This is a genomic window from Bifidobacterium sp. LH_730, from assembly GCF_056355835.1.
In genome coordinates, this window is sequence record NZ_JBKETB010000013.1 from 1 (window position 1) to 26,419 (window position 26,419).

A 26,419-nucleotide genomic window follows, 5' to 3' on the forward strand; every position below is an offset into this window, starting at 1 on the left:
AACAAGATCAGGCAGGAAGCGCCGAACGCGACCACCTACGTGTTCCCCATCGCCGGAGGCCTTGGCCTCGGCCTGCACGAACACTACACCGCGCTGCATTCCATCAACAACGCCGCGCTGGCATTGACCGACACCACGAACCCGCGCGTCGTGCTCATGCAGGGCGTTCACCGGTGGGGACAGATGATCGCCGAAAGCGACGCCGACGGATACATACACATGAAGGCCGCCGGCTACCGCAAATGGGCCAGCATCGCAACCAAGCTCATGCTCACCGGCCACAACACGTTCTGGCCCGAATACGCGCGAGACCTGACCGTGACCAGAATCAGCGGCGACCCCATCTTCGACCAGATTCAGCATAAACGCTTCGCGGAGGCAAACGGCGTCATCACGTTGCAGATCACCGCCCACACCGGGCGCGCCATCGACGCCGGCTTCACCGCGTTCACGGCGGACAAATACCTGTGCAGCAACATCCAGACCAAGTATCTGGCCGTCAACGCCGTTACCAACTGCTACCTGAGCGTGAGCACGCAAGGCCTGAAGGTCGAAATGGCGAACCTGCCGACCGACAAATGGGTGATGATCGAAGCCAGCTGGGCGGCGGGAATGTGAGAAGCGATGAACAGCGAACTGATAACCCTGCTGGCCGCCGTCATCGGCTCCGGCACGGCTACCAGCATTGTGCAATGGTGGCTGAACCGGCTCGACCGCGACACCCCCACCAAGGAAGGCCTGCGCGTGCTCCTGTTCTGCAAGCTGGAGCACATACAGGCCGCGATGGTGGCCAACGGCGGCGTGTGCGACGTTGACACCAAACAAACCGCAGAGACCATCTACAACGCCTACGCCGCGCTCGGAGGCAACGGCTTGGGCATCCAGATGATCGAGGACATACGCGCCGCGCACATAGCCAAAACGACGGAGGACACGCAATGAGCGTCATCAAGGAAGCCATAGTCAGGGCCGGGCACGGGCCGTTGAACCCAACCTATTTCTGCGTTCACTCGACCGCGAACCCCGGCGCGACCGCCGCGAACCACGTCAACTACTGGCGCAACAACGACGTGCCAAACGCGCACCTAGTCAGCGACTGGACGGAGGCATACCACACCGTGCCATACGACGCCCTGTGCTGGCAGGTCGGCAACGGCAACGCCTACGTGGAAGGCTTGGAAATCTGCGAGGCCACCAACCAGACCGACTTCCAAAACGGCATCGAACTGGCCGCGCAGGTGGTCAGGGAACGACTCGACGCGCACGGCTGGGGCATCGACCGGCTTATCTGCCACGACGACGCCCGGCAAATGTGGGGAGGCACAGACCACACCGACCCACACCCCTATTTTTCCCGCTGGGGATACAGCTGGGAACAATTCAAACAACTAGTGGAAGGAACCCAAACCATGCCAACAGCGCAGGAAATCGCGGACGCCGTGTGGGCGCGAGACCTCAACGGCGTGAAAGCCATCGACCGACTCTACGGCCTCGACGCCATCCAAGTGCCGCAACTCACGGCCACCATCACCGCCCAGCAAGCCGCCATCGAGACACTGGCAAACAGCATGGGCGCAGACCCCGGCACCATCGCCAACGCCGTCACCGACGCCGTGAAAGCCAAACTCGAAACCCTCAAAATCACCGTAGAAGGAACACAGCAATGAGCCAGCCACAACACGCCACCAGCGAGAACACCGGATACACACCCGTGTTCAACGAAACCGTGCGAACAATCGTGTACGTGCTCGGACTCATAGCCGTGGCCGTCGGCTTCGGCTTCACCAAGTTCGGAGACCCCACCGTGGGCGACTACATCACCACAGTCGGCGGCCTGATCGCAGCCGGCATGGGCGTTGCCTATAACCCGCTGCGCATGGCCGGCAAATGACACAATGGCTTAGTTGACCAGTGCCACCGCGCCAACCGCCGACCTTAAATCCCGTTCGGGAATTGCGACGTATGTTTGCGTAGTCTCGACCGACGCATGGCCCAGCAGCTTCGACACCACGTAGATGTCGTGCGTTTCCTCATACGTGCGCGTGGCGTACCGGTGCCGGAGGCTGTGGGCCGTGTATCCGTCGGGCAGTAGCGCGGACAGCTTGGAACCGACAAGTTCAGGCGTGACGTGGCCGCCGAAACGTCCGGGAAAACACCAGCCCTCGCGGTCCATGATCTTGGCGGCCAGATCGTCGCCTATTGGCACATACCGTTGTTTGCTACCCTTGCCGACCACGCGGAGGCTGTAACCCAACAGGTCTTGCACAACATCGTTGCCATGGCACGCCGCTATCTCGGCACGCCTCAACCCTGCTTCAGCGCCCAGTTGGAGCATAAGCCGTTCGTCATCGTCCGCGCGTTGATACGCGGTAAGTATCCATTTGTCGGGGCATGGCTTCGGTGCCGGTTCAAGTTTCCTGATCGACGGCAGCATAGAAGCCGGGTTGTCTGCTCGATAGCCGGAAGTCTGAAACCACTCGAAAAACGTTCGCACTGTGGCCTTGTAGCTCTTGCGACTGTTGATGCCCCATGACTGCGCGGCGAAGAAATTCACCAGATCGCGGCCGGTGACCTTCGCCGGGCCGGTTTTCAACCCGCGTGCCACATATTCTATTTCGCAACGCCTGTTCTTGACCGTCTTCACGCTCTGTCCGGCGGCGCGTCGGACGGCCAGCCATTCGGCTATCGGCCCCCGCCAAGCATTAGGGACATCCAAACGACTATTCGGCATGACACACCAACTTTCTACGCCGTCAAGGCGTACTCGGCATGTTCCACGCACTTTGCGACCATTTCCGGCCCAAGTCGTTTATCCCGAGATGGATAAGCTGCTCGTGATCTGCGATCTGTTCGGCTGCACGCTCGACGATCTGGTCATGGGCGATGTGAGCCGGGCGCAGGCGGACAGAACGGCCGATGATGAGGCCGCGGCTGCCGTATCATCCGGCGCGGCCATGCGCGATGCCGCTGAGACAGCGGACGCCACTGCTGCCGCTGACGGTGCGTCCTCCACGATCCTCGGCACCGCTCCGCTGATGACGCCCGCCGTTGCGCCGGCGCAGGATATGACCGGATATGACGAACATTGTCGACGTTTCTCGCTGATGATTCCCGCCGGCGTCGCCGCGATTATCTGGGGTGTGGCCGCAGGGCTGATGTTCGACGAGGACAATTCCATCCTTGGGATCAATCCGACCAATTCGTTCCTGACCTTCCTCTGCGTCGTGATTGGCGTGATCGTCGGTCTGGCGTTCATCATCCCGGCTGGCATGGCTCATGCCGAATTCCAACGCAGGCATCCATTCATCGAGGATTTCTACGTCGACGAGGACCATGCCCGCGCCACGCGCCGCACTGCGGTCGGCATAACCGTCGGCATCGGCCTGATTCTGATGGGTGTGGCGACGATGCTATGGTTCGACGAGGTGCAGGGCATTTCGGACGGTTGGCCGGTGAGTCTGCTGCTGGTGTTGATCGGGGCCGGCGTGGGCATCATCGTCCATGTCGGCATGCGCAAAGGGCTTATGGATATCGCCGACTACAACAAGGACGCCGAGAAGGAACGCCGAGAACGTGCGGGAGAAGAGGATTTCCATGACCGGCTCATCGGCACGGTGTGCGGCGTCATCATGCTCATCGCCACCATCGTCGGTCTGGTGTTGCTTTTCACCGGCAAACCGGTGAACGAGATGGACGATGCAGGCGGCTGGCAGACCGGCCAGGGCCTCTTCTGGCTCGCCTGGCCCATCGGCGGCATGCTCTGCGGCATCGCCACCCTCATCATCGACCTCTTCCGCAAAGACAAATGAGCGTCGTTATGCCACGAGGGCGTTAGCTTGTTACGTTCGTCTTGTGGATGCGACAAGGTGGCGCATCGTCACTCTTTTGGTGTGGAATGACTTGGATTGATGTGCCGCTTGCCGTTGCCGGATTCGAGTCTCTTGATGGTCGGATTGTCGCTGAAGGCCTCCATCTGTTGCCTGGCGATTTCGTTGAGCCGTAGCGTGCGTTCGCGTCTATCCATACCGTCGCGCAGCATGACGGCGTTGAGATTCTCTAGATTGCTCAGCACGAGGTTCTGCGTGACGCTGGCGTGGTCGCGCATATTTCCGTCCGCATCCGGGTTTGCGTCCCGCTTCGTTTTTTAAACGCATCGAATTCGAGGGGTTTAAAATCTGGGTTGTTCAATGTTTCCCAGATTCCGAGGAGTTCCACGGTATTTCGGTTCCTCATCCAGTTTTGAATGGCAACTGATGGGTCCTCGCCAGGCCTGACCTTTTGCTTGGCCAGATCGGTCAGCGATATGTAATCATCGTCTTTCCCGTGCGAAACGACTCTGACTTCGAGACCATTCACGTTGAATGTGCCTTGCGTTTCCTTGCTCATGCCCTTCCTCGCTTCCCCCATGTTTCCGGTTGATTCCCGCTTCGGAAAACCAGCTGTGTCCGGCCATTGTAGCGAAGTCGACGCAATGACGTTCGCCCACTGCGTAATAGAAGCGTGACGTTCGTTTGGGGAAACGAGCGTCACTAGGCTGCAATCTAGGGGGACAGTTGACTAGCCTCAAGTGTCGCACTTGTATTTAGACAATAGAACAGCGTTGCGTGGCATCAATATGATTGGGCAATGCTTTCTGCGCCTATCAGCATGAATTATCACACTCCAAGCATGCGCAGGAGGACGAAATGGTCCGCCAGTAGTGTTCCGGCGACGTCTACCAGCTGATTGACTCCCCAGTGATTGATGGCGAGGGCTGCGACGAGTACGACGATGCCTGCGCTGATGCAGATCGGGGCGGCGATGAACACGGTGTGCCAGATGCGTTCAGCCTTTGCGTTGCGCGCTGCGATGATGGTGCCGGCAATGGTTGCCGAATCGGGATTGTCGCTGGCGGTGAGCGGCTTCGTCGGTGCCTGCGTCCGTGATGTCGCTGCCGGTGCCGCCGCGTCACGCCGCACGAATCGCGCGGCCACGGCCTTGATCCAGCGCACGGACAGTCCGGCCAGCCTTCGTGTGGCCGCGATGGTCGGGCGGATCAACAGCAGGCCCAGTCCGCCGAGAATCAAACCGATGCCGAACTGCCATAGTCCATTGGCGAAGGCGCCGGTGGTGAATCCCGTGGTGGCGAGGTTCCAGAGCAGCACGCCGATGCCGAGCAGTGGTCCTGCGATGAAGCAGATGACGATGGCCCATAGCGCGAATACCATCGCCCAGATCGCGATATAGATGCCCGCCGCGGCGCCGACAATGCCGATCGCCAAGCTCAGCCATATGGGTGAGCCGATGATCGCCAGCGTGAGGAACAGGGTTTCGCTGCGCCGCCTCGTGACGGCGACCGCACGCGGCACGATGGGCAGTTCCTCGATGATGATGCGGGCCGCGACCGCCGGCGGCTCCAACTGCGCGACGGCCTCCTCCTCGCTCAGGCCCGCTTCCATGCGGTCGTCGATCGCCTCGCTGTAGAAGGCGAGCGAGCGGGTGATCTCCTCGTCGGGCAGCGTGGCGATCTGCGCGGCCAGCTTGCTCAGATATTCGGTGCGGTTCATGATGCGTCCTTGTCGTCAGTGGTGCGGTTGTCGGTGTCGGAATCGGGGGTATTGGAATTGGTGGTGCTGGAATCGGTGGGATATGCGGCGGCGGAATCTACGGGATCGACGGCACCAACGGGTATGCATTCGGTGTCGGCCCTCTGCCGTTCCCCGGCGACATACCGGTAGACAGCCTCGATATCGGGCCAGTCGGCGAGGAAGTCCTCGATGCGCGCCTTGCCCTCGTCGGTGGTGCGGTAGTACTTGCGCAGCCGCCCGTTGTGCTCGGCCGACCGCACGCTGATGCAGTGCGCCGCCTCCAATCGCTTGAGCAGCGGATACAGCGTCGATTCGGTCAGTCCGAGCGCCGCCGGCACATCCCGTATGATCTGATACCCATATGATTCACGCTCGTTCACGGCCGTGAGCACGCACGCCTCCAGGAATCCGCGCCTGGTTTTGCTGTCCATAAGCCCTCCTTTCTGCGTCATGGCATTGCTGCCCGCTATGCGTTACATAATACTATATAGCACATAGTATAACGTAACAAATAATATTGTGTGTCGCATGGATAAAAAATGAAGCTGAACTGCGATGTGGCTGCCCCCTGTCATGCTGAGCACTGAGCCGTTAAGCGGAAGCCCCGGTGGGGCTTCCGTAGGCGAGGGAAGCGGCCTTCAGACCGCGACGGACAGGCGAGGCCTGTCAGCGTAGCCGAAGCCGAAGCGTCTCAACGTGGCAGAGAGATTCTTCGTTCGCTCCGCTCGCTCAGAATGACAGTGGGGCGCCATGGGCCCACGTTTGTTTCGTCAAACGATGGGGTGGCGGATGACGGTGCGCAGGTTCCCGGGCTTGCTCTTGCACGGGTCGCCCAGGTGGATCTTTTGTCAGTGGTGAGCGTGGAGCCAGGCGATGGCCAGTTGGGTGCGGTTGTCCAGCGACAGTTTGTCGAGGATGTCGCTGATGCGGTTGCGCACCGTGCCTTCGGAGAGGAACATCCGTGAGGCGATGTCGCGGTTGTCGAGTCCCTGCGCGACCAGCGCGGCGATGGATCGTTCCCTGTCGGATAGGCGCGCCATGTCGTGATCGCTGAGCGCAAGGCCGGCGTTGTGCCCTTGGCATCGCCGGTATCGCCCGCCACGGCGCCCGTCATGCCATGCTGCGGCGGCGTGGCGGTGAGTTTGCCAAGCACTTCGCTGCCGAGCACGACCTGCCCGGCCATGACGGCCTGGAGGGCCGGGGCCACCGAAGCCACGTCCTGTTTGATGAGATAGCCCTTTGCGCCGAGGGCCATCGCGCGCGAGATATAGTCCCGGTCGGCGAAGGTGGTCAGGAACAGGATGCGCGCCGCTGGATCGAAGGCTAGGATCTGTTCGGCGGCGGCCAGCCCGTCCGTGCCGGGCATCTGCACGTCGAGAAGCAGCACATCGGGGCGCATCGCCGGTCCCGACTCATACTTCGCCATCGCCTCAGCCCCGTCGCCCGCCGTCCATATCACCTCGGCCGCGCCCGTGGCCGTCAGAATCGTCGACAACGACGAGCAGACGATCGCGTCGTCATCCGCAATCGCAACCTTCATATCTTTCCGTCCTTTATCCTGCTGCGTCCCGTCCTAATCCGCAGTGTCCGTCAATCGTCCGCCGGCATCGAACTTGTGTCGAACGATGCGCCGAACCGGCTTTTGGGTATCGAAACGAACACCCTCCATCCCGACCCGTGCGGTCCGTGGGTGGACACGCCGCCCATTGCCGCCACGCGGGCATCGATATCCGCCAGCCCCATGACTCGCGCATCCAAGGCGAACGCGTCGGCGGAGAAATCATGAGGGATACGCGTTCCGGCTGTTGCCAAACCAGCTTGCGTATCGTTCGCCGTCGCACCGTCGTCTTGGATGACCAGTTGCCAGAACGCGGGGAAATCCTGCGCGCTTACCGTCGCGTGCGCGGCGTGTCCGTGGCGCGTCGCATTGGTCAGTGCCTCGCGGATGATCGCCGCGAAACAACGGCCCACGACCGCCGGCGCTTGCTGGATGGTGTTGCGCAGCGTCACCTCGGGGCCGTCGTGACCATTGCCGAGGGATGCGGCACGGATGAGATCGGCGAAATCCTGCCCCGCGTCATCCAGATCATGCACGGAGCGGCGCACCATCGTCATCGCCTCGTTCACCGTGGCCGAGACCTGTGCGAATCCATCGGCGGCCGGCCCGTCCGCGCGGGCTTCGGCCACCACGCGCGCCGCCTCGGTCTGCATGATGGCGCGTGTGAGCAGATGGCCCACATTGTCATGGATATCCCGTGCGATGCGTGTGCGCTCTGACAGTCGCGCCTCGTGGACGGCGGAGAGCTGCGCCTCCTGCGAATCATCAATCTGCGCTTTGAGATCGCGCACTGTGCCGCGCCGGCTGTCCTGCGCTTGGCGCAAGGCGGCGAGCAAGCGTTCCTCCCGGCCGAATGACGCGCCCCACGCCCACGCGACCGCGCATAGCAACGCAAGAATCGCCAGAGATGCCAGTTCGCTTATCTCGTCACGGGCGCGGAATGCATGCCACCCCAACGGCATCAGCCATGCGAGCCTCATGACGATGGTGATGATGACAGGCAGAGAAGGGCTTGACAACGATGCGCGTGAGACGGCCGAGTGCGAGGGAGCCTCAGCGGCTTTCGCACTGTCGAAGGCGACGACCGGCAGCATCGCCTCGAAAGGAACAAACACTAACGCGCACAGGGAAAGGAGCGCCCCGGGCATGGCGGCAACGGGAAGCCGTGACATGGCTCGCATGTCGGCCGACTTCCCTGTGACGACCGCCGTGTGTCCGCTGGCGGGATACACGCCGATAAGCCATTCGCCCAGTCCAGCGGCGCATACCGCGCACAGCAGCGCCGTCAACGTTCCCACGGCGGGCGCGCCCGGTCCTGCCGTGGGAACGTCCGACGCGGCCAACGCCGCGCATAACGCCGCCAGCAGCAACTTGGCGCATAATCCTCGCATATCCGCCAGTCTAACCCCGGCCGCATGGTGACAAATGTCACTGAGAGGGCGAGGAATGTGACGGATGGCACCGGTGTCGCGCGGCGTGCGAGGAGGATGATGGAAGCAAACGAAGGAGGAAAGGATGAACGCGTCAACGCAACCGGCGCGCGGGGAGCGCCCCGCGGCCGTGTCCGTCAACGGATTGGTCAAACGCTACGGGGATATGCTGGCGCTTGACTATTTCGACCTTGAGGTGCGCCAAGGCGAGGTCTTTGGCCTGCTCGGCCCCAACAGGTCCGGCAAATCCACGGCCATCAACTGCATCCTGGCGCTGCTGAATTATGACGCGGGCGATATCCGCGTGTTCGGCGAAAGAATGGGGTCCAACTCCTACGAGCTCAAGCGCCGCATCGGCATCGTGCCGCAGAACGTGGCGGTATTCGACGAGTTGACCGTGGGCGAGAACATCGATTATTTCTGCTCGCTGTATGTGCCCGGGCGCGCCCGTCGCGCCGAACTGGTGGACCAGGCCATCGATTTCGTGGGGTTGAGCGAGTTCCGGCGTTTCCGCCCGGGCAAGCTGTCCGGCGGACTCCTACGCCGCCTCAACATCGCATGTGGCATCGTCCACCGGCCCGACCTCATCTTCCTGGACGAGCCGACGGTGGCCGTCGATCCGCAGAGTCGCAACGCCATCCTCGAAGGCATCCAACGGCTCAACCGCGAGGGCGCGACCATCGTCTACACGAGCCATTACATGGAGGAAGTCGAACAGATCGCCGACCGCATCCTCATCATGGACCACGGGCGGCATCTGGCGCTCGGCACCGCCGAGGAACTCAAGAACATGATCGGCATGGGCGAGCGCATCACCATCTCCGTGCTCGACCTGCCCGATGGCGTCCTCGAACGGGTGCGGATGCTCGGCTTCGTCATCGAGGCGGATTGGGACGGCAAGGAACTCGATGTGCGTTGCCGGCGCGGCGAGAACAATCTCGTGGATCTGCTCGACACACTCAAATCCGCCGGCGTGGCCTTCGGACATCTGACCAGCCGTCCACCCACCCTGAACGACGTGTTCCTCGAACTGACCGGAACCGCACTGCGCGACCAGTGAGCGCGAAGCGAAAGGAGCGGCATCATGTGGAGCACTTTCCTGGCCATGACGCGTATTAGCCTGCGCGAGAAAACGGGCCTGTTCTGGATGTTCTGTTTCCCGATCATCCTCGCCACACTGCTGCAAGGCGTGTTCGGCAACATGGACGAAGCCAATGTCATCGATTCCATGCCCGTCGCCGTCGTGCGCGACGACGCCTGGAGCAAAGCCACCGGCGCCGAGGAATTCGTCACGTCCATATCCGAAAAGCCACAAGCCGACAGCCAGTCCGCGACGCAACAGGATACAGCGCCGTCCCAGGAGGATACGGCACTTATTCGCGTCCGGGAGGCGGCTGATGAGACCGCTGCGCGGCGGATGCTGGACAATGGGGACGTGCAGGCCATGATGACGGCCGATAGCGAGGGTGATATCGCCCTGTCCGTCTCCGCTTCGGCGGCGGGGCAGGTCCAAGCGGCCAAGGCCAATGGCGGCAGCCCAATCTCCATCACACTGTCCGCGCTGGCGAGCGCGGTCGACTCCTTCAACACACAGCGCGCCACCATCGCCGGGGCCGTAGGCCGGTCCATACAAGCCGACTCCACGCTCGCCTCAGACCCGGCGCGTCTCGAACGACTCGTCCAGGCCGCCACGTCAGATGCCGCCGCATCCCAGCAATCCGCGACCCGCGAAATCACACTCACCCATTTCCAACCCGATGCGATGGCCCGCTACCATTTCGCCCTGCTTGGCATGGCGGCCATGATGGGCATGCTGTTCGCTTGCACGTCGATTGTGAGTCTCCAAGCCAACCTGTCCGACTCCGGTGCGCGCCTCAGCGCCGGCCCGCTACCAAAAGCACGCATGGCACTTGGTGTGTTCCTCTCCGGTTGGCTCATGTCATTCCTGTCCCTGAGCGTCGCGTTCCTCTATATCCGCTTCGTGCTCGGCATCGCGGTGGGTGGGCGCGAATGGCTGGCCGAACTGGGCATTTTGGTCGCCTCGTTCGTCGCCAGCGCGCTTGGCCTGGCGCTGGGCGCCGTGCCCAAGCTCACCATCGAAGCCAAAAGCGTGGTGGCCACCACGCTGTCGGTCGGCCTGTCCACGCTTGCCGGCCTCATGGGGACTTTCTCGATGCAGATCAACGATCGCATCGCCCAATCCGTGCCCATCCTTCATCTCATTTCCCCGGTCAAGCAAGTCTCGGAATTGTTCTACGACCTGCTGTATTACGATTCGCTCACCCCGTTCGCCGTCACCATCGGCCGACTGCTGGTCATGGGCGGCGTCGGCCTGGTTCTGTCCGTCGTCCTGCTGAGGAGGCATCGTTATGCGCACCTGTAAAGCCGCGCTCCGCGTCATCCGGGGCCATCTGGGAGCCATTCTGGGGTACCTGCTCGGCACATCCGCGCTGATGGTCGTTCTGTCCGTGGGCGTCGTGAGCATGCTTGCTTCCAGCGGCGACAGCATGTCCTTCAGCCCTGACAAAGCCACGGTGGCCGTCGTCGACCGCGATACTGAATCCGGTCACGCTTTCGGCCGTGGATTGCGCAAAGCGCTTGAAGGCAAGTCCGAGTTGGTCGAGGTGCGCGACGACCTGCGAACCATGCAGGACGCCGTCGCCACCGATGCCGTCAAGCTGATGGTCGTTGTGCCAGAAGGGTACGCCGCCGACCTCGCGCAAGCCGCGCAAACGGGCGGCGACCTTCCTCAATTGGAGACGGTCACCAGTTATTCCTCCGGTTCGGCCGCGTTGGCGCGCGTCCAGGTCGATGGATTCGTGTCCGCCGTCCGCTCGGCGCTGGCGGTCGAGGCATCGGCGGGTGCCACCGATATTTCTGGCTCCGACCTTCGATCCGCGCTGAGCGACGCCATCGCAACGGCAACGGAGAACCAGCGCGACGTTCCCGAAGTGCGCGTCGTCGCCACTAAATCCGCCCAGACGCAGGACCAGTCCGCGATTGCCGCCACGGCCTTCGGCACCGTCGTCTCCTCGATGATCTATCCGATGATGGCGGCGTTGACCTTGGCTGTGGGACTGGTGGTCACCCGTTTCACCACCGGCCGCATCCGTTCCCGGCTCGCCGCCTCGCCCGCCACGAGTGCGGGCACCGGGCTGGCGATCATGGCCGCCAGCGGCACCGTCGGATTGATGGCGTGGGTGTATTACTCGCTGCTCGCGCTGGTCATGCTCGCCCTGACGCCGGGCGGCACCGCGCTGATCAACTCGCCGGGAGTCGCGCTCGCATTGGTTGCGGCGCTCGCGCTAACCGTCATGGCCCTGGCCTTCGGATTCATGGTCGGCCAATTCGGCGTGTCCGCCAACGCGCTCAGCGGCATTTCCAACGTGGTCTCCCTGGCGCTCGTGTTCCTGTCAAGCGCATGGGTTCCCGCCTCGATGATGGCCGGACCGATGGTGGCCCTGTGCCGCTTCACACCCGGATGGTGGTTCGTCCAAGCGGTCTACGACTCCTTTGGCGGGCGAGATTCCATTGTCGTTGGCTCGCCCAACCTGACCTCGTGGGGCACGTCGGTCGGCATCCTCCTGCTCTTCGCCGCCGCCTTCATAAGTCTGGGCCTGGCCGTCGGACGGGTGAGAACGAGCCAACGCTTCATGGCGGCCATATGAGATTGCCTAGGACTGGCAGCCAAAGCGAACTCTTAAGCGCTACGTTCCTATAGGCCATAGGCTTAGAACTGCAAGTGTCCATCCCGCATAGCGCGGGAGCCGGCCCCATGATGCACAGGGAATTCGGCTCCTACTTTCATATTTCATAACGATATGGGAGAAAACTGGGGTGGCGTCACTGGCGGAAGACGCGTCACGCCGTAGCCAGACGGCGCACTGCATCCAGATATGTTCGGCAGACGCGCGACATCGGCTGGCCTTTGCGCCAGATCAGACTCATCCGCGCCATGACGGGTGGCTCAAGTGGTCTGCGACCAGTCCCGAAGCCCGGTCCGACCTGCCGGCGATCAGGGAATCGGCCAACGCCAGCTTGCATCCGAACCCTTCCTCGACCATCAGCTCGGAATTATGCAGGATGTTCGCGGTACCGACCACGTTCAGTGCGTCGACGCCGCCCTCAAGCCACCCCGACAGGTCGTTGCGCTTGGATGAATTGCGGGGAACGATCAGGGGAACACCGGCAAGGTCTTCCTTGCGGATCGAGGTGCACCCCGCAAGGGGATGGTCACGCCGCATCACGAGCGCCCATTGGTCCAGGGGCGGCAGATTCAGAAAATCGTAGCGGGACAGATCCGCCGGTTCAAGCACCAGCCCGAAATCATCCAAGCCCGCATCGATGCGCTCGAGCACATCGGACACATTCGCGTCATACATATGGAATCGGATGCGGGGATGCCGTTCGCGCACTTTGACCATTGCCTGGGCCAGCAGGCGTACTGTCTCGCATTCGGCGGCGCCGATGCTGACCTCGCCGGACGGTTCGCCGGACAGCTCCTCCAATTCGGCCAGCGCCTTGTCGTGCAACGCTACAAGCCCTTCCGCGCGACGGCGCAGTAAGCGTCCCCCTTCCGTCAGTTCCGGAGCTCGGCCGTGGGTTCCGCGCACGAACAGGGGCGTTCCGACCTTTTGTTCGAGGTTTTGGATCTGGCGGGATAGCGTCGGCTGGCTCATGCGCAGCACGTCGGCCGCCGCCGTTTACCATGATGCGCGGCATTTTCTCTCCCCCGTAACCCCGTAAGAAAGGCATTGCAAATGGCTGCGCCTCACGCCTCCCCGGTTTCGCCCGCGCGCACGTTGCATCTCCCCGTGGTCGCGGCGGCCACCGCGTTCTTCCTGAGCTGTCTTGATGTGCTGATCGTCTGCATCGCGTTGTCCGTGCGGCTTGACGCCGCGAGATAGCACAGTGTCCCACTATTGTCATCACTACCGCAAAGGAGAACGTCATGATCGCACAGGAAACCTATGAACTGTCCAACGGCGTGCGCGTCCCGAAGCTGGGCTTGGGCACGTGGTTCATCGAGGACGGCGAACCGGCCGCGCAGGCTGTGCGTGATGCCATTAAGACCGGATACCGTCATATCGACACGGCCCAGGCCTACGGCAACGAGGCCGGCGTCGGCGAAGGCGTGCGCACCTGCGGACTGCCGCGCAATGAGGTGTTCGTCACCACGAAGCTCGCAGCGGAGGTCAAAACTTATGACGGCGCGGCCAAAGCCATTGATGAATCACTGGAACGCATGGGGTTCGACCATATCGACCTGATGCTCATCCACAGCCCGCAACCGTGGGCGGATTTCCGCGGCGGCGACTATGCCGAGGGCAACCGTCAGACTTGGCGCGCGATGGAGGAGGCCTACGAGGCCGGCAAACTGCGCGCCGTCGGCGTATCCAACTTCAAGGAAACCGATCTTGCCACCATCATGGATTCCTGCGCGGTCGCGCCGATGGTCAACCAACTGCTCGTGCACGTGGGCAACACGCCCACCGCGCTCATCGACCACTGCCAATCCCTCGGTATCCTCGTCGAGGCATACTCTCCGGTGGCGCACGGTGAGATCCTGCACCGCCCGGAACTTGTGGAAATGGCCGGACGCTATGGTGTGACGGTGCCGCAGCTATGCATCCGCTACGACCTGCAACTCGGCACGCTGCCGCTGCCCAAAACCGCGAACCCGGAGCATATGCGCGCCAACATCGCCCTCGACTTCGAAATCACCGACGACGACATGGCACGCCTCAAGTCCATCGAACCACTCAAGGATTACGTCGAATTCACCCATTTCCCCGTCTTCAGCGGCAAATGACACGCGGTTGCCTAGGCATCGTTCACTCAGAATGACAGAGGAGGGAATCGCTCGGAATGGCAACGGGGAAGTCGTGGCATAACGCAGGCGCAGGGCTTGCGGAGCATGGAGAATCTGGCTCTCTTCATCTCCTTGCGAGTCTGCGCTATAGTTTTGCGCGATTCAAAATACTCCGAAGCTACTCCGAAATACTCCGAAGCTACTCCGAAATACTCCGAAGCTATCGGGTGGAGTAGTACTGCTTGGGATCTCGCTGACTGGAACCATGCCATGTCAGCAATCCCTGTTCTGACAGAGATGCCAGCACACCGGAGGCGGTTTTAGTGCTCACTGCGGCGCTGTCTGCCAGAATCCGTGTACTAACCTTGCCATCGCGTGCAACGATGTCCAGTGCTATGCGTTCTACGGGAGTGGGCTTTCGGCTGCTCGTCGCATGGTTGTGGTCTTCTGTTTTGTTCCTGACCATATCCATAGCTGCGTCGGCTGCGGCCACGTAGGGCACTCGCCGGGCGATGTCGTTGCGCAGCACGAGCTTGACGACCATGCCGCTGGGCTCGCTGAACTCGGGCGCGGGCAGGCCCAGTTCGTCCATTTCCTCGTACATGCGGTGCACGCCTTCGTTGAGTTCGCGCACCATCTCGAACGAGGTGAGCACATGGCAGATCTTCGGATTGCGTGCGAACCGGGTGGTGCGCATGTTCTCCAAGGTCACCCGGTTGGGCAGTGTGCCTGGGCTTGTGATCTCCAGTCGGTCGTCGAAAATCATCACGCGCGTGTAGTCGCCCTGCAATGAGTAGTCGCGGTGAGCCACTGCGTTGACCAAGCCTTCGAACCATGCGAAACGCGGGTATTCGGGCACTGTCTTGAACCGCACGTTGTCGTCGAGTATTTGGAAGTCGCGCAGCAATGCTTCGATCAACGCCCCGGCCTTCTCGACCACGCTGACCAATGGGCCGGAGAACTCCACGTCCTTGGTGATGTTCAGATTGCGCCCGGTACGCAGCTCGGTGCCATCCACGCGCAGCACGCGTACCCACGCCGAGGGCAGGAAGCGCATCGGATCGGCGGCGAACAGAATCACACCGGCGTTCGTCAACCGGCCATCGCGCAGGAAGTCACGGGCCTCCAGCAAACGCTCGTCGTCCATGTGCTCCGCGCCGATGACCCGCTTGTACCGAGCCAGAAACTCATGGTCCACGTCGTCGATTCTCGCGTTGCCGCGAGCCGGTTCGTCCTCGAACCACAATTGGCCCTTGTCGTACTCCAGGGCGCGCACCTGCTCGCGATCCAAGCGCACGCTGTTGTCCGCTTCGCGCAGGTACACGTCGCCACCAAGACGTTTCTCGACCACGTGGTTCGACGATGGCGCCACGTCCAGCACCAAAACCACGTCATCCTCGCCGGCATCGTTGACGCAAGGGACTCTTCTCGCCTGCACCACCGGAGCGGGCGCGCACAGCGTGATCGGCAGCTGCTCGAAGGATTCGATCGGCTTGGCATTCTCTCGCCTGAACCCCGTGACCGTGCCATCGTCCTCGATGCCGATGACCAGCTGGCCGCCCGAGGCGTTGGCGAATGCGATGATGTGCCGAACCGCATCCTCCGGCTTGATTCTGGCGCTCTTGCGGTCGAAATATTGACTTTCCGGCATGCGCGAGAATCGGGTGGCTTCATCCAGTTGAACCAGCATGCCAGTCTCCTCTTGCTTTATCCATTCGCTGCCTCAAGCCTACAAGCAGGCAAACCTGACGAACGCGGCAAAACTGTTGTCGATTCTGCTGGTAGCTGATAGCTGTTCGTATCGAGCAGATATCGGACAGCTTTCCCTTAAATAAAGAAACATTGGAATATCAACGATTTGACCGGTGGTATCGCTTGAACGGGCCTACCAACTTAAATAAACCGTTTCATAGAAGCAACATGCTTGATGTTCTTATCCTCCTGAGCGGAGGTGTGCCGTCGCATTGTCATGCTGAGCCCCATCGTTCTGTCATGCTGAGCGGAGGCGCAGCCGAAGTCGAAGCATCTCATCGCGGCAAAGAGATTTTTCAGTTTGCTGCGCTCGCTAAGAATGACAATGAGGAATTGTCCCTCGCTCAGAATGACAGCAGTCGGGAGAACAACGCTCGAACAGTTGGTGGATTAGGCGAACAGTTGGTGGGGGCTCTCCGCTATCATCCCGCGAAATAGGCGAAACTCCGGGGCTGCTTCCCTATGAACCCGCCAACTGTTCGCCTAATCCACCAACTGTTTCAAAACGCGCGCTCATCCCGAGCGAGGACTGAAGACACCACTCGGCATCCTGAATGAAAGCCAATGCCCTACTGTCATCCTGAGCGAAGGCCGAAGGCCGTAGTCGAAGGATCCTCGGTTGAGATTCTTCGACTCGCTTCGCTCGCTCAGAATGACAGCGAGGGGGGCTGCCGCTCGCTCGGAATGACAGAGGGAAGCTGTCATTTGCTCGGGACGGTGGTGGTAATCATACGAAACCGGCTTGTGATGCCTATTGCTGTGTTCGTGACGGTCAGGCTTTCAGTTCCTTGGCGAACTTTTCGAAGTCCGACAGTTGCCCCTGATTAAATTTTTCGTATTCGCCGATAGCCTTCTTGTCGGCTTGCTTGCGCGTGACCGAACCTTTGTCGGTCAATGCCGCGCCGCCGGCAAGTTGGATGTATTGCGAGACAAGTCCGATGAACTCCGGCATCGTAGTGGTCAGCCTTGCCGCGACGCGGTTCTCGATCATGTCGAGGAAACCGCTTGTCAACGAATTGAGCCGCCTCAGCTCGCCTTCATCCAGATAAATCTTCGCCACCGTCACGTCGGATCTATGGATGCGTCCCTCGGGAGAACCCTGCCATGTGGTCAGACCCATATGCGGTTGGCCGGCGTCCGCGCGCTCGTTGATGATTTCGGGCGCGGTGTGTCCGTGGGCGGCGTAGTGGAACCGGTTCTGCATATTCTGATAGAACTCGCGGGCGATATGGCTGTCCTTGTCATAGTCGATGCAGATCTCTTGGAAGATCTCGCATACCTGCCTGTAAAGCCTTTTCTCGCTGGTGCGGATGTCGCGCACGCGGGCGAGGAGTTCCTTGAAATAGTCCTCGCCGAATGTATTGCCGTTCTTCAGCATGTCATCATTGAGCGCGAAACCCTTGATCATGTATTCGTGCAGTACGCTTGTTGCCCACTGGCGGAATCGGGTGGCCTGCGGACTGCTGATTCGGTATCCGACTGCGATGATTGCATCCAAGCTATAGAAGCGGATGGTGCGTCGAACCGTTCTGTTGCCTTCGTTCCGAACTGTTTCCATTTCCGACATAGTTGCCGATTCGGTTAGCTCGCCCTCGGCATAGATGTTCGTTAGATGCTTCGACACCGCCGGCACGTTGACGCCAAAAAGCTGCGCGATGTTCTTCTGCGGCATCCAGAACGTGCGTTCCCAATAGGTGACCTCCACCGGCACGTTCACACCGTCCGCTCTATAGAGAATCACCTGACCGTGATTGGAAGGATCGAAATCAGACGGCATTGCGCTGTTCCTCCGGCTGTGGCTTTGTATTTTATTCTCGCCACATCCGAGCACCAAAAACAAGGTGCGTACAATGCGTTTAATCCTTAATACATTAAAACCCGCTGTTTCCAGCGGGTTCGAGAAGTACCCCCAGAGAGAGTCGAACTCTCGTTGTCAGATTGAAAGTCTGGTGTCCTAACCGTTAGACGATGGGGGCAGTCAACTTGAGTGATGATACGTGCTATTGGTCATTTATGCAAATGCGGGCGTGTCATGGCGGCACACAGGAAATTTCCAGCTCAACCGCGTGTCGAGTACTACACTGAGAAACCGTTGGACCACCGAAGAATGATGGTCCTCACGCGTAATCCATAATCAAAGGAGAACCACATGGTGTTTCGCATGATTTTCAATCAGACCGCGTATTTCGGCCGTGGCGCCATCAGGGAGATCCCCGCCGTCGCGAAGTCGCATGGCTTCACGAAGGCGTTCATCGTGACCGACCCGGTGCTGCTGGAGACGGGCACGGCCAGGAAGGTCATGGACGTGCTCGACGGGGCCGGCATGCCCTATGAGGTGTTCTCGAACGTCAAGCCGAACCCGCCGGTGGAGTGCATCAAGGACGGCGTCGAGAAGTTCGCTGCCTCCGGCGCGGACTTCCTGATCGGCCTGGGCGGCGGCTCGCCGCAGGACACGTGCAAGGGCATCGGCATCGTGACCGCGAATCCGGAGTTCGCGGACGTGCTTTCCCTGGAGGGCGTGGCCGACACGAAGAACCCGAGCGTGCCGATCTTCGGCGTGCCGACCACCGCCGGCACCGCCTCGGAGACCACGATCAACTATGTGATCACCGACACCGCCAACAAGCGCAAGTTCGTGGCCGTCGACCCGCACGACATCCCGATCGTCGCCTTCGTCGACCCGGACCTGACCGATTCGATGCCGCGCGGCCTCAAGGTCGCCACCGGTTTGGACGCGCTGACGCACGCCATCGAGGGCTACATCACCCCGGGCGCCTGGTCGCTGTCGGATTGCCTGTCGATGCAGACGATCCGCATGATTGCCAAGAACCTGGCCAAGTCCGCCGACGGCGACATCCCGGCCGGCGAGCAGATGGCCTACGCCTCCTATATCACCGGCATGGCGTATTCCAATGTCGGCCTGGGCCTCGTGCATGGCATGGCTCACCCGCTGGGTGGCCGCTTGGGCGTGGCGCACGGTGTTGCCAACGGCATCCTGCTGGCCCCGGTCATGGAATACAACAAGGACTTCACGGGCGAGAAGTACCGTGACATCGCCGACGCCTTCGGCGTCGAGGACGCCTACACCGGCGACCTCGAGAAGGTGCGCGAGGAGGCCGTGCAGGCCGTTCACAAGCTGACCGTGGACCTCAAGAACCCGACCACGATCTCCGAGGTCGGCGCCACCGAGGCCGATCTCGACGGTCTGGCCGAGGACGCCTTCAAGGACGTCTGCACCCCGGGCAACCCGCGTCAGGCCACCCTCGAGGACATCCGCGCGATCTACGCTTCTTTGATGTAGTTGAACGCATTGTGCCCCCTCTGACGAGGGGGCTGTCAGCGACAGCTGACTGGGGGAGAGAAAAACCAGCTAACTCACTATTTCTCTCCCCCACCCGCTTCGCGGGAGCCCCCTCATCAGAGGGGGCACAATGCTATTAGGCGGGCTACTCCAGCTCCTCGCCGTCGCGGCGGGCCATGGCGGCCTGCTCCTCGAACCACATGCGCTCGGCGGGGTTGATGTCACGCGCGTCAAGCAGCCGCTGATAAACAGGGTAGAGTGCCCGCAGCCACGGATACATGAGATACAGCGTGTGCTCGGACTTGCGCTTGCGCCAATGCTCGGGATGCGCCTCGAAGGTGTTCTTGAAGCGCTTCATATAGGCATGGAACGATTTGAAGGACGTGTCCATGCGCCGCGCCGAGATCCCGCAGATCATCCGCTTGGAATAGACGGTCCGCATGCCCTTGCCCAGCAGATGCAGTGACACATCGACGTCCTCGTGCATCACATCGGAGCGGTCGAGGCACACCTCGTCGGCGATCTGCCGCCATGCGCTCGCGCGCAGCGCCATATTCGAGCCGAAGAGCAGCACCTGTCCGCCGTCGGCGCGATAGGAATGGCGGCGCAGCTTGTCGTCGCCCTTGAGACTCGCGTGCCGCGCCGGCATATCGTAATACGTCACCGGTCCCGTCGCGCCCATCGCCTGCGGGTCCTCGGTGAAGATGCCCGAGACGACCTCCACCCAGTCGGGCTTCAGCATGCAGTCGGCGTCCACGCGCCCCAGCACATCGCCGGTGGCGTGGTTGAGTCCGTAATTGCGCGTGGGGATGAGACCCTGTTCCTCGTTCTGATGCAGCAGCCGCACCGGGGCGCCGGGATGGTCGCGCATGAATTCCTCGACGACCTGGCAGGTGCCGTCGGTGGAGCGATTGTCGACCACCAGCACCTCGTGCGGCTGGACGGTCTGCCGCGTGGCGTTGGTCAGGCAATCGGCGATGCGTTCCTCCTCGTTCCACGCGGGGATGACGATCGAGACGTTCAGCATGCCTTCAGAATAGGTGGGCGGGCGTACACGCCATCCCATATTCAGGGATATCTCCGGGTCCGTTCGGGGTCTGCCCACGGGAATGACAGAAGGCTCACGGACGCGCCCCGGCTACAATAAGGGGCCATGACCCAACGCGACCAACAGACGATAGACCTGGCTTCGGTGTTCCCCGCGAAAGGGGACGCGCGCAGGCCTCCGGAATGGTGGGGAAGGGCGCTGCTATACGCCGCCATCGCGGTGTTCGTCGCGGTGTTCCTGTGGCGTTCGTGGGGGAGGGTCGATTCCATCGTCCTCGACGTGATCATCTCCCTGTTCATCGCGCTGGCCATCGAGCCGCTGGTGCTGCGGCTGGTGAGCCACGGTTGGAAACGCGGCGTCGCCTCGGGCGTCACGCTCGTCGGGCTCGCCGTCGTCGTGGTCGGTATGCTCGCACTGTTCGGCAACATGTTCGTCCAGCAGGTCATCTCGATGATGCAGGGCCTTCCCGGGCTTTACCAGCAGATCGCCGAGCAGGTCGCGCGCACCGGCTTCGAGATGCCCAACATTTCGAGCATCGGAGGCGAGATCTTCAAGAACCTGCAGGCCTCGTGGGTTTCGAATATCGCCGGCACCGCCATCAACACGGCGGCCGGTTTCTTCTCCTTCCTGCTGAATCTCCTGACCGTCGTCATGGTCACGTATTACGTCTCCGCGGCCGGACCCAAGCTGCGTCGCTCGATGTGCCAGTGGCTCGGCGACGGCCAGCAGCGCCGCTTCCTGCTCATGTGGACCATCGTGCAGGAGCAGATCTCGAGCTTCCTGTTCTCCCGCACCATTCTCGCCGCGATCAACGCCGTGTGCACCGCGATCTTTCTCGAGGTCATCCACGTGCCCTACTGGCTGCCGTTGGCCCTGTTTTGCGGTCTGGTCTCGCAGTTCATCCCGACGGTCGGCACCTATATCGGCGGCGCCCTGCCGGTGCTGTTCGCCTGGGCCAACCGCGGCTGGCCCTATGCGGTCGCCGTGCTGGTGTTCATCGTCGTCTACCAGCAGGTCGAGAACCTCATCCTGTCGCCCAAGATCTCGCAGCGCACGATGGATATCAACGCGGCGGTCGCCTTCCTCGCCGTGCTGGTCGGCGGCTCGCTGTTCGGTGCGCTGGGTGCCTTCCTCGCGCTGCCGATGACTGCCAGCCTGCAGGCGATTTTCAAGACCTACGCTCGCCGATATGAGCTGGTCGATTCGCCGTTGATGAACGATCCCGAGCCCGAGCACAAGTCGAAGGTCGTCGAGGGCGCGGAGGCCTTCGCCGAGCATGTCATCAAGCCGGTGAGCAGTCATATGCCGCGCGCCGCGCAGGGGTCGAGCGGGCATGTGCCGATGAACGAGGAGCTGCGCCGCCTGCAGGAGGCCGTCTACGCGATCGATGCCGACGAGCAGGGGCGGCGCGACGAGGACGAGTCCGTCACGGTCGCCATCCCCAAGGGTGTGCTTGACCGCAACGCGGGCAAGGGTCTCAGGGGCACGCGGGACGCGGACGACATGGATGACGCGGACAATGCGTCCGGCGACACGGACAAGGACAAAGACAAGGGCGGGGACGAATCCATGCGCAACCCGCGGAGTGGGTGGCGCTGACATGGCATTGCTGACAGTCCTCGATATCCTGCTCATGGTCATCGGCGCCGTCGGACTCATCTACCAAGGTGCCTGCATCGTCATGTCGCTGTTCGCCAAACCGGTGCGCTTCCCCGACGCGCCGATGGACAAGCGCTACGCCGTGCTCATCTCGGCGCGCAACGAATCCAATGTGATCGGCAATCTCATCGACTCGATTCGCGCGCAGACCTATCCGGCCGAACTCATCGACATCTGGCTCGTCGCCGACAACTGCACCGATGACACGGCCGAGGTCGTGCGTGCCCGCGGCTGCCATGTCATCGAACGACAGAACAAGGAGCTCGTCGGCAAAGGATACGCGCTGACCTTCCTGCTCAATTCGATGATCGAATCCGGCGCGGCCGACCCCTACGACGCGTTCTTCGTCTTCGACGCCGACAACAAACTCGACCGCCACTACTTCGAGGAGATGAACAAGGCCTTCGCCTCCGGATTCCGCATCCTGACCAGCTACCGCAACTCCGTCAACCTCAACGACAACTGGGTCTCCTCCGGCTCGGCGCTGTGGTTCATCCGTGAAAGCCGTTTCCTCAACAACTCGCGCATGATCCTGGGCTCGAGCTGCCATGTGGGCGGCACCGGCTTCATGTTCAGCCAGGAGGTCATGCGTCGCAACAAGGGCTGGAAGTTCCATCTGATGACCGAGGACCTCGAGTTCACGATGGATTCGATTCTGCACGGCGACCGCATCGGATACTGCGGCACCGCCATCCTCTACGACGAGCAGCCGGTCACCTTCGCGCAGAGCTGGCGGCAGCGTCTGCGCTGGAGCAAGGGGTTCCTGCAGGTGTTCCGGTATTACGGGCCGGCGTTGATCAAGCGCGCCGTGCGTGAGCGCGACTTCTCCTGCATCGACTTCACGCTGCTGCTGTGCCCGTTCACGGTGCTCGGCGTGATCCGTGTCATCCTCGGCGCGTTGTTCGCCGCGCTTGGTTTCGTCACATGGTCCGGTCAGCTTGCCGCGCTGTCGGGTTGGGCTGGCGGCATCGTGTTCTCCGTGATTGGCTTCATGGCGCTCGCGGGGCTGACGATCGTCGCAGAGCGCGACCATATCGGTGCGTCGAACAAGGAGCTCTTCGCCTACGCGCTGAGCTTCCCGATCTATCTGCTCAGCTATATTCCGATCTCCTTCCAGGCCATCTTCTCGAAGGCCCAGTGGAAGCCCATCGAGCATAAAGGCGCATAAGGCGGCCGGCCGTAATTCTCTCCGAGAATTGCATGAGCCGGACGCGCGCCCTCGGCGCAAACGAACGAGCCCCGACTCCTCCCTGTTTCTCCCTTTTCTCGTGCTAGCAACGGTATAAGCACGAGAAAAGCAAGAAAATCAAGGCGTATTTTCTCCCTTTTCTTATAGTGACATCGTGCCTAGCACGAGAAAAGGGAGAAATGGCTCACGAATATGGTTCCGATGGAACGGGATCGGTGAGTGGGATCAATATGGTTCCGACGGGGGCGGGTTCGGCGAGTGGGAACGACGAGCGAAACCGATGGACGGCTCCGATAGGGCGGCAAGTGGCGCCGGTGGGCGAAACCAGCGGATGGCTCCGGCGAAAGCGAGGACGGAGCCGACGAAGAGAGGCCGACGGGTCTCCGGTAAACGCGTGTGGACGAGGTCTGACTACCTAACGAACGATGGGATAAGCTGGCCGTATGACATACGACCCCATGGGCCACTCCATGCCGGCCGCCCCGGCTGAGGCAGTCGCCGCCGCACCGTTGCCGCCCGATCCAGACGCCGCCGTATCCATCCGCGGACTTTACAAACGTTTCGATGACAAGATCGCCGTCAACGGCCTCGCCCTCGATATCCCGGTCGGTTCGTTCTATGGCCTCGTCGGCCCCAACGGCGCTGGCAAGACCACGACGCTCAATATGGTCACCGGCCTGTTGGTGCCCGACGCTGGCACCGCGATGATCCTCGGCGCCGACGTGTGGAGCGATGTCAACCGCGCCAAGCGCGAGATTGGCGTGATGCCGCAGGCGGGGCAGATCTTCGATCGTCTGACCGGACGTCAGCTGCTCGTCTATTCGGGCATGCTGCGCGGCATGGGGCGCGCGGAGACGCTGCGCCGCGCCGACGATCTGCTCAGAGCCTTCGACCTGACGGGTGCGGCCGACAAGATGGTCGTCGATTATTCGGCCGGCATGACCAAGAAGATCTGCCTGGCGTCGGCGATGATCCATTCCCCGCGCATCCTGGTGCTTGACGAGCCGTTCGAGTCCGTCGACCCGGTGTCCAGCGCCAATCTCAAGGACATCCTGGCCGAATACGCCGCCACCGGCGGCACGGTCATCATCTCCTCGCATGTGATGTCGCTGGTCGAGCGGATGTGCACCCATGTGGCCGTCATCAACGCCGGGCAGGTGTGCGCGGCCGGCACCGTCGACGAGGTGGCCGCCGGCGGCGACCTCGAGGAGCGTTTCCTCGCGTTGGTCGGCGGGCGGCACGCGGCGGCCAAACTCGACTGGCTCGACGGCGGCGCAGGGGATGATGGAACGGATATGTCGGTCGCTCCGGCGGCGACCATTCCGCCTGCGGTCGGCGACGGCAATGCCGCGGGAGCCGTGCCCGATATGCCGTCTCCTCTCGACGGAGCCGCGCGATGAGCATGGCCCTGACACTGGTGCGCCTGCGTTGGGCGCTGACGCTGGCGGCGCTGCGCAAATCCCCCTGGCAGGTCGTCGGCTATATCATCGGTCTGCTGTTCGCCCTCGGCGGCGTCGTGGGCTTGGTCTGGCTCGCCGTGATCGTCGGACAAGGGCCGGAAACATTGGATTTCAGCTTCATGGGCCGTGATTCGGCTGCAACGCAGGTGGCATATACTGCGTTGGTCCGCGCGCTGACGATTATCATGGCCGCCTTCGGCACGCTTTTCGTCGTGATCATTCAGCTGATGTATGTGGGCGAGGGATCGACCCTGAGCCCGCGCAAATTCGCGTTGTATGGCATTCCCGACCGCACGCTGTCGGCCGGTCTGCTGATCGCCGGTCTGTCCGGCATTCCCGCGATCGCCGGCACCATCGCCTTCGCGCTGTGGGCGCTGGCCTATCGGTGGATGGGCCCGGTGCCGGTGGTTGCGGCCGTGATCGCCGCGCCGCTGGCGGTGGTGACGATCATGAGCCTGTGCCGCCTCATCATCGCGCTGGCCACCACGCTGGTCACGTCGAGCCGAGGTCGCTCCGCCTTCTATCTGATCGTCATGGTCGTCTTCATCGTCGGCATGCAGCTGCCGAATCTCATCATCAACGGCAGCCTCAACGGTGCCACGGCCGGCGACCGTGATTTCGCCGAACTTGCCGAGGCCCTGGGGGCCGCTGGCGTGCGGATGGCCGATGTGCTCGCATGGACGCCGCTGGGCGCCGCCTTCCAGCTGCCCTTCGATGTGGCGGCCGGCGCATGGCTGGCTCTGCTCGGGCGACTGGCGGTGCTGGCCGTGACCTGGGTCCTGTGCTTCATGGGCGTGACCTGGTGCCTGCGCCACGAGCGGATGACCGTCGGCGCCGACACCTCCAGTGCCGTTGCCAAGGGCATCGGCGCCTTCGGCTGGATGCCCGACAGCCCCTCCGGCGCGGTCTCCGCCCGGTTGCTGACCTATCTCAAGCGCGATCCGCGTCAATCGCTGATGTTCCTGTTCCCGGTGCTGATGGTGGCGATCTTCGCGCTGCAATCGCATGGCATGTCGATCGTGGTCTGGCAGTCGCTGACGTGGATGGGCCTGCTGATGCTGACCACCGAGGGCAATGGCATCTCCTATGACGGCGGCGGCTTCACAATGCAGGTGCTCGCCGGGCTCAAAGGCCGCGATGACCGGCTTGGCCGCATCCGCGTGCACGCCGGCATCTCCATCGCCTACTTGCTGGTGCTGGCCGTCGGCATCCTCGTGGTCAGCGGCGATTGGCGCACGCCCGAGGGATTGGCGACGGGCATGGCCTGCACGCTGGTCGGCATCGGCACTCTGCTGACCGTGCTGGGCTTGGCCGAGGTCGTCTCCGGCATGTTGATGTATCCGGTGCCCTCGATCGACAAACCGTTCTCCTCGCCGCAGGGCCGCGCCGCCGCCTCGGGCATCTTCCCCTTCGTGCATATCTTCGGCTCGATCCTGCTGATGCTGCCGACCGGCATCATCGCGCTGATCGTCGGCTTCACGGCCGGTCTCGATGCGCTGGCATGGGCCATCGGTCCGGTTGGTCTGCTCAATGGCGTCATCGTGCTCATCATCGGTACCCACCTCGGCGGTAAGATACTGGATGCGCGCGCGGTGAGGATCGTCGCCACCCTCGAATCCTTCGCGTCGCTGCAGAAATAACAC

The 26,419-nt window shown here is 62.0% G+C and carries 24 protein-coding genes, 1 tRNA gene and 3 pseudogenes; 15 read left to right on the forward strand and 13 right to left on the reverse strand.

Features of this window, described 5'->3' with window-relative positions; translation table 11 throughout:
* The 4 genes and pseudogenes from AC1AUD_RS11725 to AC1AUD_RS11740 form a co-directional block, all read left to right on the forward strand.
* Nucleotides 1-618, forward strand: a pseudogene (locus tag AC1AUD_RS11725) (SGNH/GDSL hydrolase family protein); the annotation flags it as partial.
* 6 nt (nt 619-624) lie between these two features.
* A complete protein-coding gene (locus AC1AUD_RS11730) occupies nt 625-942 on the forward strand; it encodes a hypothetical protein (RefSeq protein ID WP_476574562.1) in 318 nt (105 codons plus the stop codon).
* Nucleotides 939-1,667, forward strand: a complete 729-nt coding sequence (locus tag AC1AUD_RS11735; RefSeq protein WP_476574563.1) for a peptidoglycan recognition protein family protein — start codon at nt 939-941, stop codon at nt 1,665-1,667. The genes AC1AUD_RS11730 and AC1AUD_RS11735 overlap by 4 nt, the downstream gene beginning before the upstream one ends.
* Entirely contained in the window at nt 1,664-1,891 is a 228-nt protein-coding gene (locus tag AC1AUD_RS11740; RefSeq protein WP_476574564.1) for a hypothetical protein, read from the forward strand. Before AC1AUD_RS11735 ends, AC1AUD_RS11740 begins: the two co-directional genes overlap by 4 nt.
* 9 nt (nt 1,892-1,900) lie before the next feature.
* Here AC1AUD_RS11740 and AC1AUD_RS11745 read toward each other — a convergent pair whose 3' ends face one another.
* On the reverse strand, nt 1,901-2,644 hold the full coding sequence (locus AC1AUD_RS11745) for a tyrosine-type recombinase/integrase (RefSeq protein ID WP_476574565.1): 744 nt from the start codon (nt 2,642-2,644) through the stop codon (nt 1,901-1,903).
* A gap of 175 nt (nt 2,645-2,819) precedes the next feature.
* Here AC1AUD_RS11745 and AC1AUD_RS11750 point away from each other — a divergent pair, with 175 nt between their 5' ends.
* Nucleotides 2,820-3,809: an XRE family transcriptional regulator gene (locus AC1AUD_RS11750; RefSeq protein ID WP_476574566.1), complete on the forward strand. Its 990-nt coding sequence runs from the start codon at nt 2,820-2,822 to the stop codon at nt 3,807-3,809.
* Between the two features lie 68 nt (nt 3,810-3,877).
* Here AC1AUD_RS11750 and AC1AUD_RS11755 read toward each other — a convergent pair whose 3' ends face one another.
* The 6 genes and pseudogenes from AC1AUD_RS11755 to AC1AUD_RS11780 all read right to left on the reverse strand — a co-directional run bounded on the left by AC1AUD_RS11755 (nt 3,878) and on the right by AC1AUD_RS11780 (nt 8,516).
* Nucleotides 3,878-4,105, reverse strand: a complete 228-nt coding sequence (locus AC1AUD_RS11755) for a hypothetical protein (RefSeq protein ID WP_476574567.1) — start codon at nt 4,103-4,105, stop codon at nt 3,878-3,880.
* The gene (locus tag AC1AUD_RS11760; protein ID WP_476574568.1) at nt 4,066-4,386 is read right to left on the reverse strand and encodes a KilA-N domain-containing protein; all 321 of its coding nucleotides are present in this window, start codon (nt 4,384-4,386) and stop codon (nt 4,066-4,068) included. The genes AC1AUD_RS11755 and AC1AUD_RS11760 overlap by 40 nt, the downstream gene beginning before the upstream one ends.
* A 269-nt stretch (nt 4,387-4,655) precedes the next feature.
* The gene (locus tag AC1AUD_RS11765) at nt 4,656-5,546 is read right to left on the reverse strand and encodes a DUF1700 domain-containing protein (RefSeq protein ID WP_476574569.1); all 891 of its coding nucleotides are present in this window, start codon (nt 5,544-5,546) and stop codon (nt 4,656-4,658) included.
* A complete protein-coding gene (locus AC1AUD_RS11770) occupies nt 5,543-5,998 on the reverse strand; it encodes a PadR family transcriptional regulator (protein WP_476574570.1) in 456 nt (151 codons plus the stop codon). The genes AC1AUD_RS11765 and AC1AUD_RS11770 overlap by 4 nt, the downstream gene beginning before the upstream one ends.
* A 417-nt stretch (nt 5,999-6,415) precedes the next feature.
* Nucleotides 6,416-7,107 (reverse strand): annotated as a pseudogene (locus AC1AUD_RS11775) (response regulator).
* Between the two features lie 50 nt (nt 7,108-7,157).
* Nucleotides 7,158-8,516, reverse strand: a complete 1,359-nt coding sequence (locus tag AC1AUD_RS11780) for a sensor histidine kinase (protein WP_476574571.1) — start codon at nt 8,514-8,516, stop codon at nt 7,158-7,160.
* 124 nt (nt 8,517-8,640) lie between these two features.
* On the opposite strand from AC1AUD_RS11780, the gene AC1AUD_RS11785 reads away from it, so the two are divergent.
* From AC1AUD_RS11785 to AC1AUD_RS11795, 3 genes are read left to right on the forward strand one after another with little or no spacing between them, the layout of a single operon-like run.
* Nucleotides 8,641-9,615, forward strand: a complete 975-nt coding sequence (locus tag AC1AUD_RS11785) for an ABC transporter ATP-binding protein (RefSeq protein WP_476574572.1) — start codon at nt 8,641-8,643, stop codon at nt 9,613-9,615.
* A 24-nt stretch (nt 9,616-9,639) separates the two neighbouring features.
* Nucleotides 9,640-10,938 (forward strand): ABC transporter permease, encoded by a 1,299-nt coding sequence (locus AC1AUD_RS11790; protein WP_476574573.1) that lies wholly within the window; start codon nt 9,640-9,642, stop codon nt 10,936-10,938.
* Complete coding sequence (locus AC1AUD_RS11795; protein WP_476574574.1) at nt 10,925-12,223, forward strand: ABC transporter permease; 1,299 nt, start codon at nt 10,925-10,927, stop codon at nt 12,221-12,223. Before AC1AUD_RS11790 ends, AC1AUD_RS11795 begins: the two co-directional genes overlap by 14 nt.
* A gap of 276 nt (nt 12,224-12,499) precedes the next feature.
* Here AC1AUD_RS11795 and AC1AUD_RS11800 read toward each other — a convergent pair whose 3' ends face one another.
* Together AC1AUD_RS11800 and AC1AUD_RS11805 are read right to left on the reverse strand one after the other, a co-directional pair.
* Nucleotides 12,500-13,087: a substrate-binding domain-containing protein gene (locus AC1AUD_RS11800; RefSeq protein WP_476574627.1), complete on the reverse strand. Its 588-nt coding sequence runs from the start codon at nt 13,085-13,087 to the stop codon at nt 12,500-12,502.
* Nucleotides 13,088-13,132: 45 nt separating this feature from the next.
* A pseudogene (locus AC1AUD_RS11805) lies at nt 13,133-13,246 on the reverse strand (LysR family transcriptional regulator); the annotation flags it as partial.
* Nucleotides 13,247-13,315: 69 nt separating this feature from the next.
* Between AC1AUD_RS11805 and AC1AUD_RS11810 the strand changes: the two are divergent.
* Complete coding sequence (locus AC1AUD_RS11810) at nt 13,316-13,462, forward strand: hypothetical protein (RefSeq protein ID WP_476574575.1); 147 nt, start codon at nt 13,316-13,318, stop codon at nt 13,460-13,462.
* Nucleotides 13,463-13,506: 44 nt separating this feature from the next.
* Nucleotides 13,507-14,367 carry an aldo/keto reductase gene (locus AC1AUD_RS11815; RefSeq protein ID WP_476574576.1) on the forward strand — a complete coding sequence of 287 codons (861 nt, stop codon included), beginning with the start codon at nt 13,507-13,509 and terminating at the stop codon, nt 14,365-14,367.
* A gap of 220 nt (nt 14,368-14,587) precedes the next feature.
* Here the strand turns inward: AC1AUD_RS11815 and AC1AUD_RS11820 are convergent, their stop codons facing one another.
* From AC1AUD_RS11820 to AC1AUD_RS11830, 3 genes are all read right to left on the reverse strand, one after another.
* Nucleotides 14,588-16,057 (reverse strand): ATP-binding protein, encoded by a 1,470-nt coding sequence (locus AC1AUD_RS11820; RefSeq protein WP_476574577.1) that lies wholly within the window; start codon nt 16,055-16,057, stop codon nt 14,588-14,590.
* Between the two features lie 834 nt (nt 16,058-16,891).
* A complete protein-coding gene (gene rhuM, locus AC1AUD_RS11825) occupies nt 16,892-17,896 on the reverse strand; it encodes a RhuM family protein (RefSeq protein ID WP_476574578.1) in 1,005 nt (334 codons plus the stop codon).
* A gap of 127 nt (nt 17,897-18,023) precedes the next feature.
* Nucleotides 18,024-18,095 (reverse strand) — tRNA-Glu (locus AC1AUD_RS11830).
* A gap of 173 nt (nt 18,096-18,268) precedes the next feature.
* On the opposite strand from AC1AUD_RS11830, the gene fucO reads away from it, so the two are divergent.
* A complete protein-coding gene (gene fucO / locus AC1AUD_RS11835) occupies nt 18,269-19,420 on the forward strand; it encodes a lactaldehyde reductase (protein WP_476574579.1) in 1,152 nt (383 codons plus the stop codon).
* Between the two features lie 145 nt (nt 19,421-19,565).
* Here the strand turns inward: fucO and AC1AUD_RS11840 are convergent, their stop codons facing one another.
* Entirely contained in the window at nt 19,566-20,447 is an 882-nt protein-coding gene (locus AC1AUD_RS11840; protein WP_476574580.1) for a glycosyltransferase family 2 protein, read from the reverse strand.
* 126 nt (nt 20,448-20,573) lie between these two features.
* Here AC1AUD_RS11840 and AC1AUD_RS11845 point away from each other — a divergent pair, with 126 nt between their 5' ends.
* From AC1AUD_RS11845 to AC1AUD_RS11860, 4 genes are all read left to right on the forward strand, one after another.
* Nucleotides 20,574-22,067, forward strand: a complete 1,494-nt coding sequence (locus tag AC1AUD_RS11845) for an AI-2E family transporter (protein WP_476574581.1) — start codon at nt 20,574-20,576, stop codon at nt 22,065-22,067.
* A gap of 1 nt (nt 22,068) precedes the next feature.
* On the forward strand, nt 22,069-23,295 hold the full coding sequence (locus AC1AUD_RS11850; RefSeq protein ID WP_476574582.1) for a glycosyltransferase family 2 protein: 1,227 nt from the start codon (nt 22,069-22,071) through the stop codon (nt 23,293-23,295).
* Between the two features lie 479 nt (nt 23,296-23,774).
* Nucleotides 23,775-24,716, forward strand: coding sequence for an ABC transporter ATP-binding protein (locus AC1AUD_RS11855; protein ID WP_476574628.1), 942 nt, complete (start codon nt 23,775-23,777; stop codon nt 24,714-24,716).
* On the forward strand, nt 24,713-26,416 hold the full coding sequence (locus AC1AUD_RS11860; protein ID WP_476574583.1) for an ABC transporter permease: 1,704 nt from the start codon (nt 24,713-24,715) through the stop codon (nt 26,414-26,416). The genes AC1AUD_RS11855 and AC1AUD_RS11860 overlap by 4 nt, the downstream gene beginning before the upstream one ends.
* The last annotated feature ends 3 nt before the right edge of the window (nt 26,417-26,419 follow it).

Excerpts from the sequence above, each read along its gene's own strand:
- AC1AUD_RS11730 (WP_476574562.1), top strand. The coding sequence starts at position 625 with ATGAACAGCGAACTGATAACCCTGCTGGCCGCCGTCATCGGCTCCGGC.
- AC1AUD_RS11735 (WP_476574563.1), top strand. The coding sequence starts at position 939 with ATGAGCGTCATCAAGGAAGCCATAGTCAGGGCCGGGCACGGGCCGTTG.
- AC1AUD_RS11740 (WP_476574564.1), top strand. The coding sequence starts at position 1,664 with ATGAGCCAGCCACAACACGCCACCAGCGAGAACACCGGATACACACCC.
- AC1AUD_RS11750 (WP_476574566.1), top strand. The coding sequence starts at position 2,820 with ATGGATAAGCTGCTCGTGATCTGCGATCTGTTCGGCTGCACGCTCGAC.
- AC1AUD_RS11755 (WP_476574567.1), bottom strand. The coding sequence starts at position 4,105 with ATGCGCGACCACGCCAGCGTCACGCAGAACCTCGTGCTGAGCAATCTA.
- AC1AUD_RS11760 (WP_476574568.1), bottom strand. The coding sequence starts at position 4,386 with ATGAGCAAGGAAACGCAAGGCACATTCAACGTGAATGGTCTCGAAGTC.
- AC1AUD_RS11765 (WP_476574569.1), bottom strand. The coding sequence starts at position 5,546 with ATGAACCGCACCGAATATCTGAGCAAGCTGGCCGCGCAGATCGCCACG.
- AC1AUD_RS11770 (WP_476574570.1), bottom strand. The coding sequence starts at position 5,998 with ATGGACAGCAAAACCAGGCGCGGATTCCTGGAGGCGTGCGTGCTCACG.
- AC1AUD_RS11780 (WP_476574571.1), bottom strand. The coding sequence starts at position 8,516 with ATGCGAGGATTATGCGCCAAGTTGCTGCTGGCGGCGTTATGCGCGGCG.
- AC1AUD_RS11785 (WP_476574572.1), top strand. The coding sequence starts at position 8,641 with ATGAACGCGTCAACGCAACCGGCGCGCGGGGAGCGCCCCGCGGCCGTG.
- AC1AUD_RS11790 (WP_476574573.1), top strand. The coding sequence starts at position 9,640 with ATGTGGAGCACTTTCCTGGCCATGACGCGTATTAGCCTGCGCGAGAAA.
- AC1AUD_RS11795 (WP_476574574.1), top strand. The coding sequence starts at position 10,925 with ATGCGCACCTGTAAAGCCGCGCTCCGCGTCATCCGGGGCCATCTGGGA.
- AC1AUD_RS11810 (WP_476574575.1), top strand. The coding sequence starts at position 13,316 with ATGGCTGCGCCTCACGCCTCCCCGGTTTCGCCCGCGCGCACGTTGCAT.
- AC1AUD_RS11815 (WP_476574576.1), top strand. The coding sequence starts at position 13,507 with ATGATCGCACAGGAAACCTATGAACTGTCCAACGGCGTGCGCGTCCCG.
- AC1AUD_RS11820 (WP_476574577.1), bottom strand. The coding sequence starts at position 16,057 with ATGCTGGTTCAACTGGATGAAGCCACCCGATTCTCGCGCATGCCGGAA.
- rhuM (WP_476574578.1), bottom strand. The coding sequence starts at position 17,896 with ATGCCGTCTGATTTCGATCCTTCCAATCACGGTCAGGTGATTCTCTAT.
- fucO (WP_476574579.1), top strand. The coding sequence starts at position 18,269 with ATGGTGTTTCGCATGATTTTCAATCAGACCGCGTATTTCGGCCGTGGC.
- AC1AUD_RS11840 (WP_476574580.1), bottom strand. The coding sequence starts at position 20,447 with ATGCTGAACGTCTCGATCGTCATCCCCGCGTGGAACGAGGAGGAACGC.
- AC1AUD_RS11845 (WP_476574581.1), top strand. The coding sequence starts at position 20,574 with ATGACCCAACGCGACCAACAGACGATAGACCTGGCTTCGGTGTTCCCC.
- AC1AUD_RS11850 (WP_476574582.1), top strand. The coding sequence starts at position 22,069 with ATGGCATTGCTGACAGTCCTCGATATCCTGCTCATGGTCATCGGCGCC.
- AC1AUD_RS11855 (WP_476574628.1), top strand. The coding sequence starts at position 23,775 with ATGGGCCACTCCATGCCGGCCGCCCCGGCTGAGGCAGTCGCCGCCGCA.
- AC1AUD_RS11860 (WP_476574583.1), top strand. The coding sequence starts at position 24,713 with ATGAGCATGGCCCTGACACTGGTGCGCCTGCGTTGGGCGCTGACGCTG.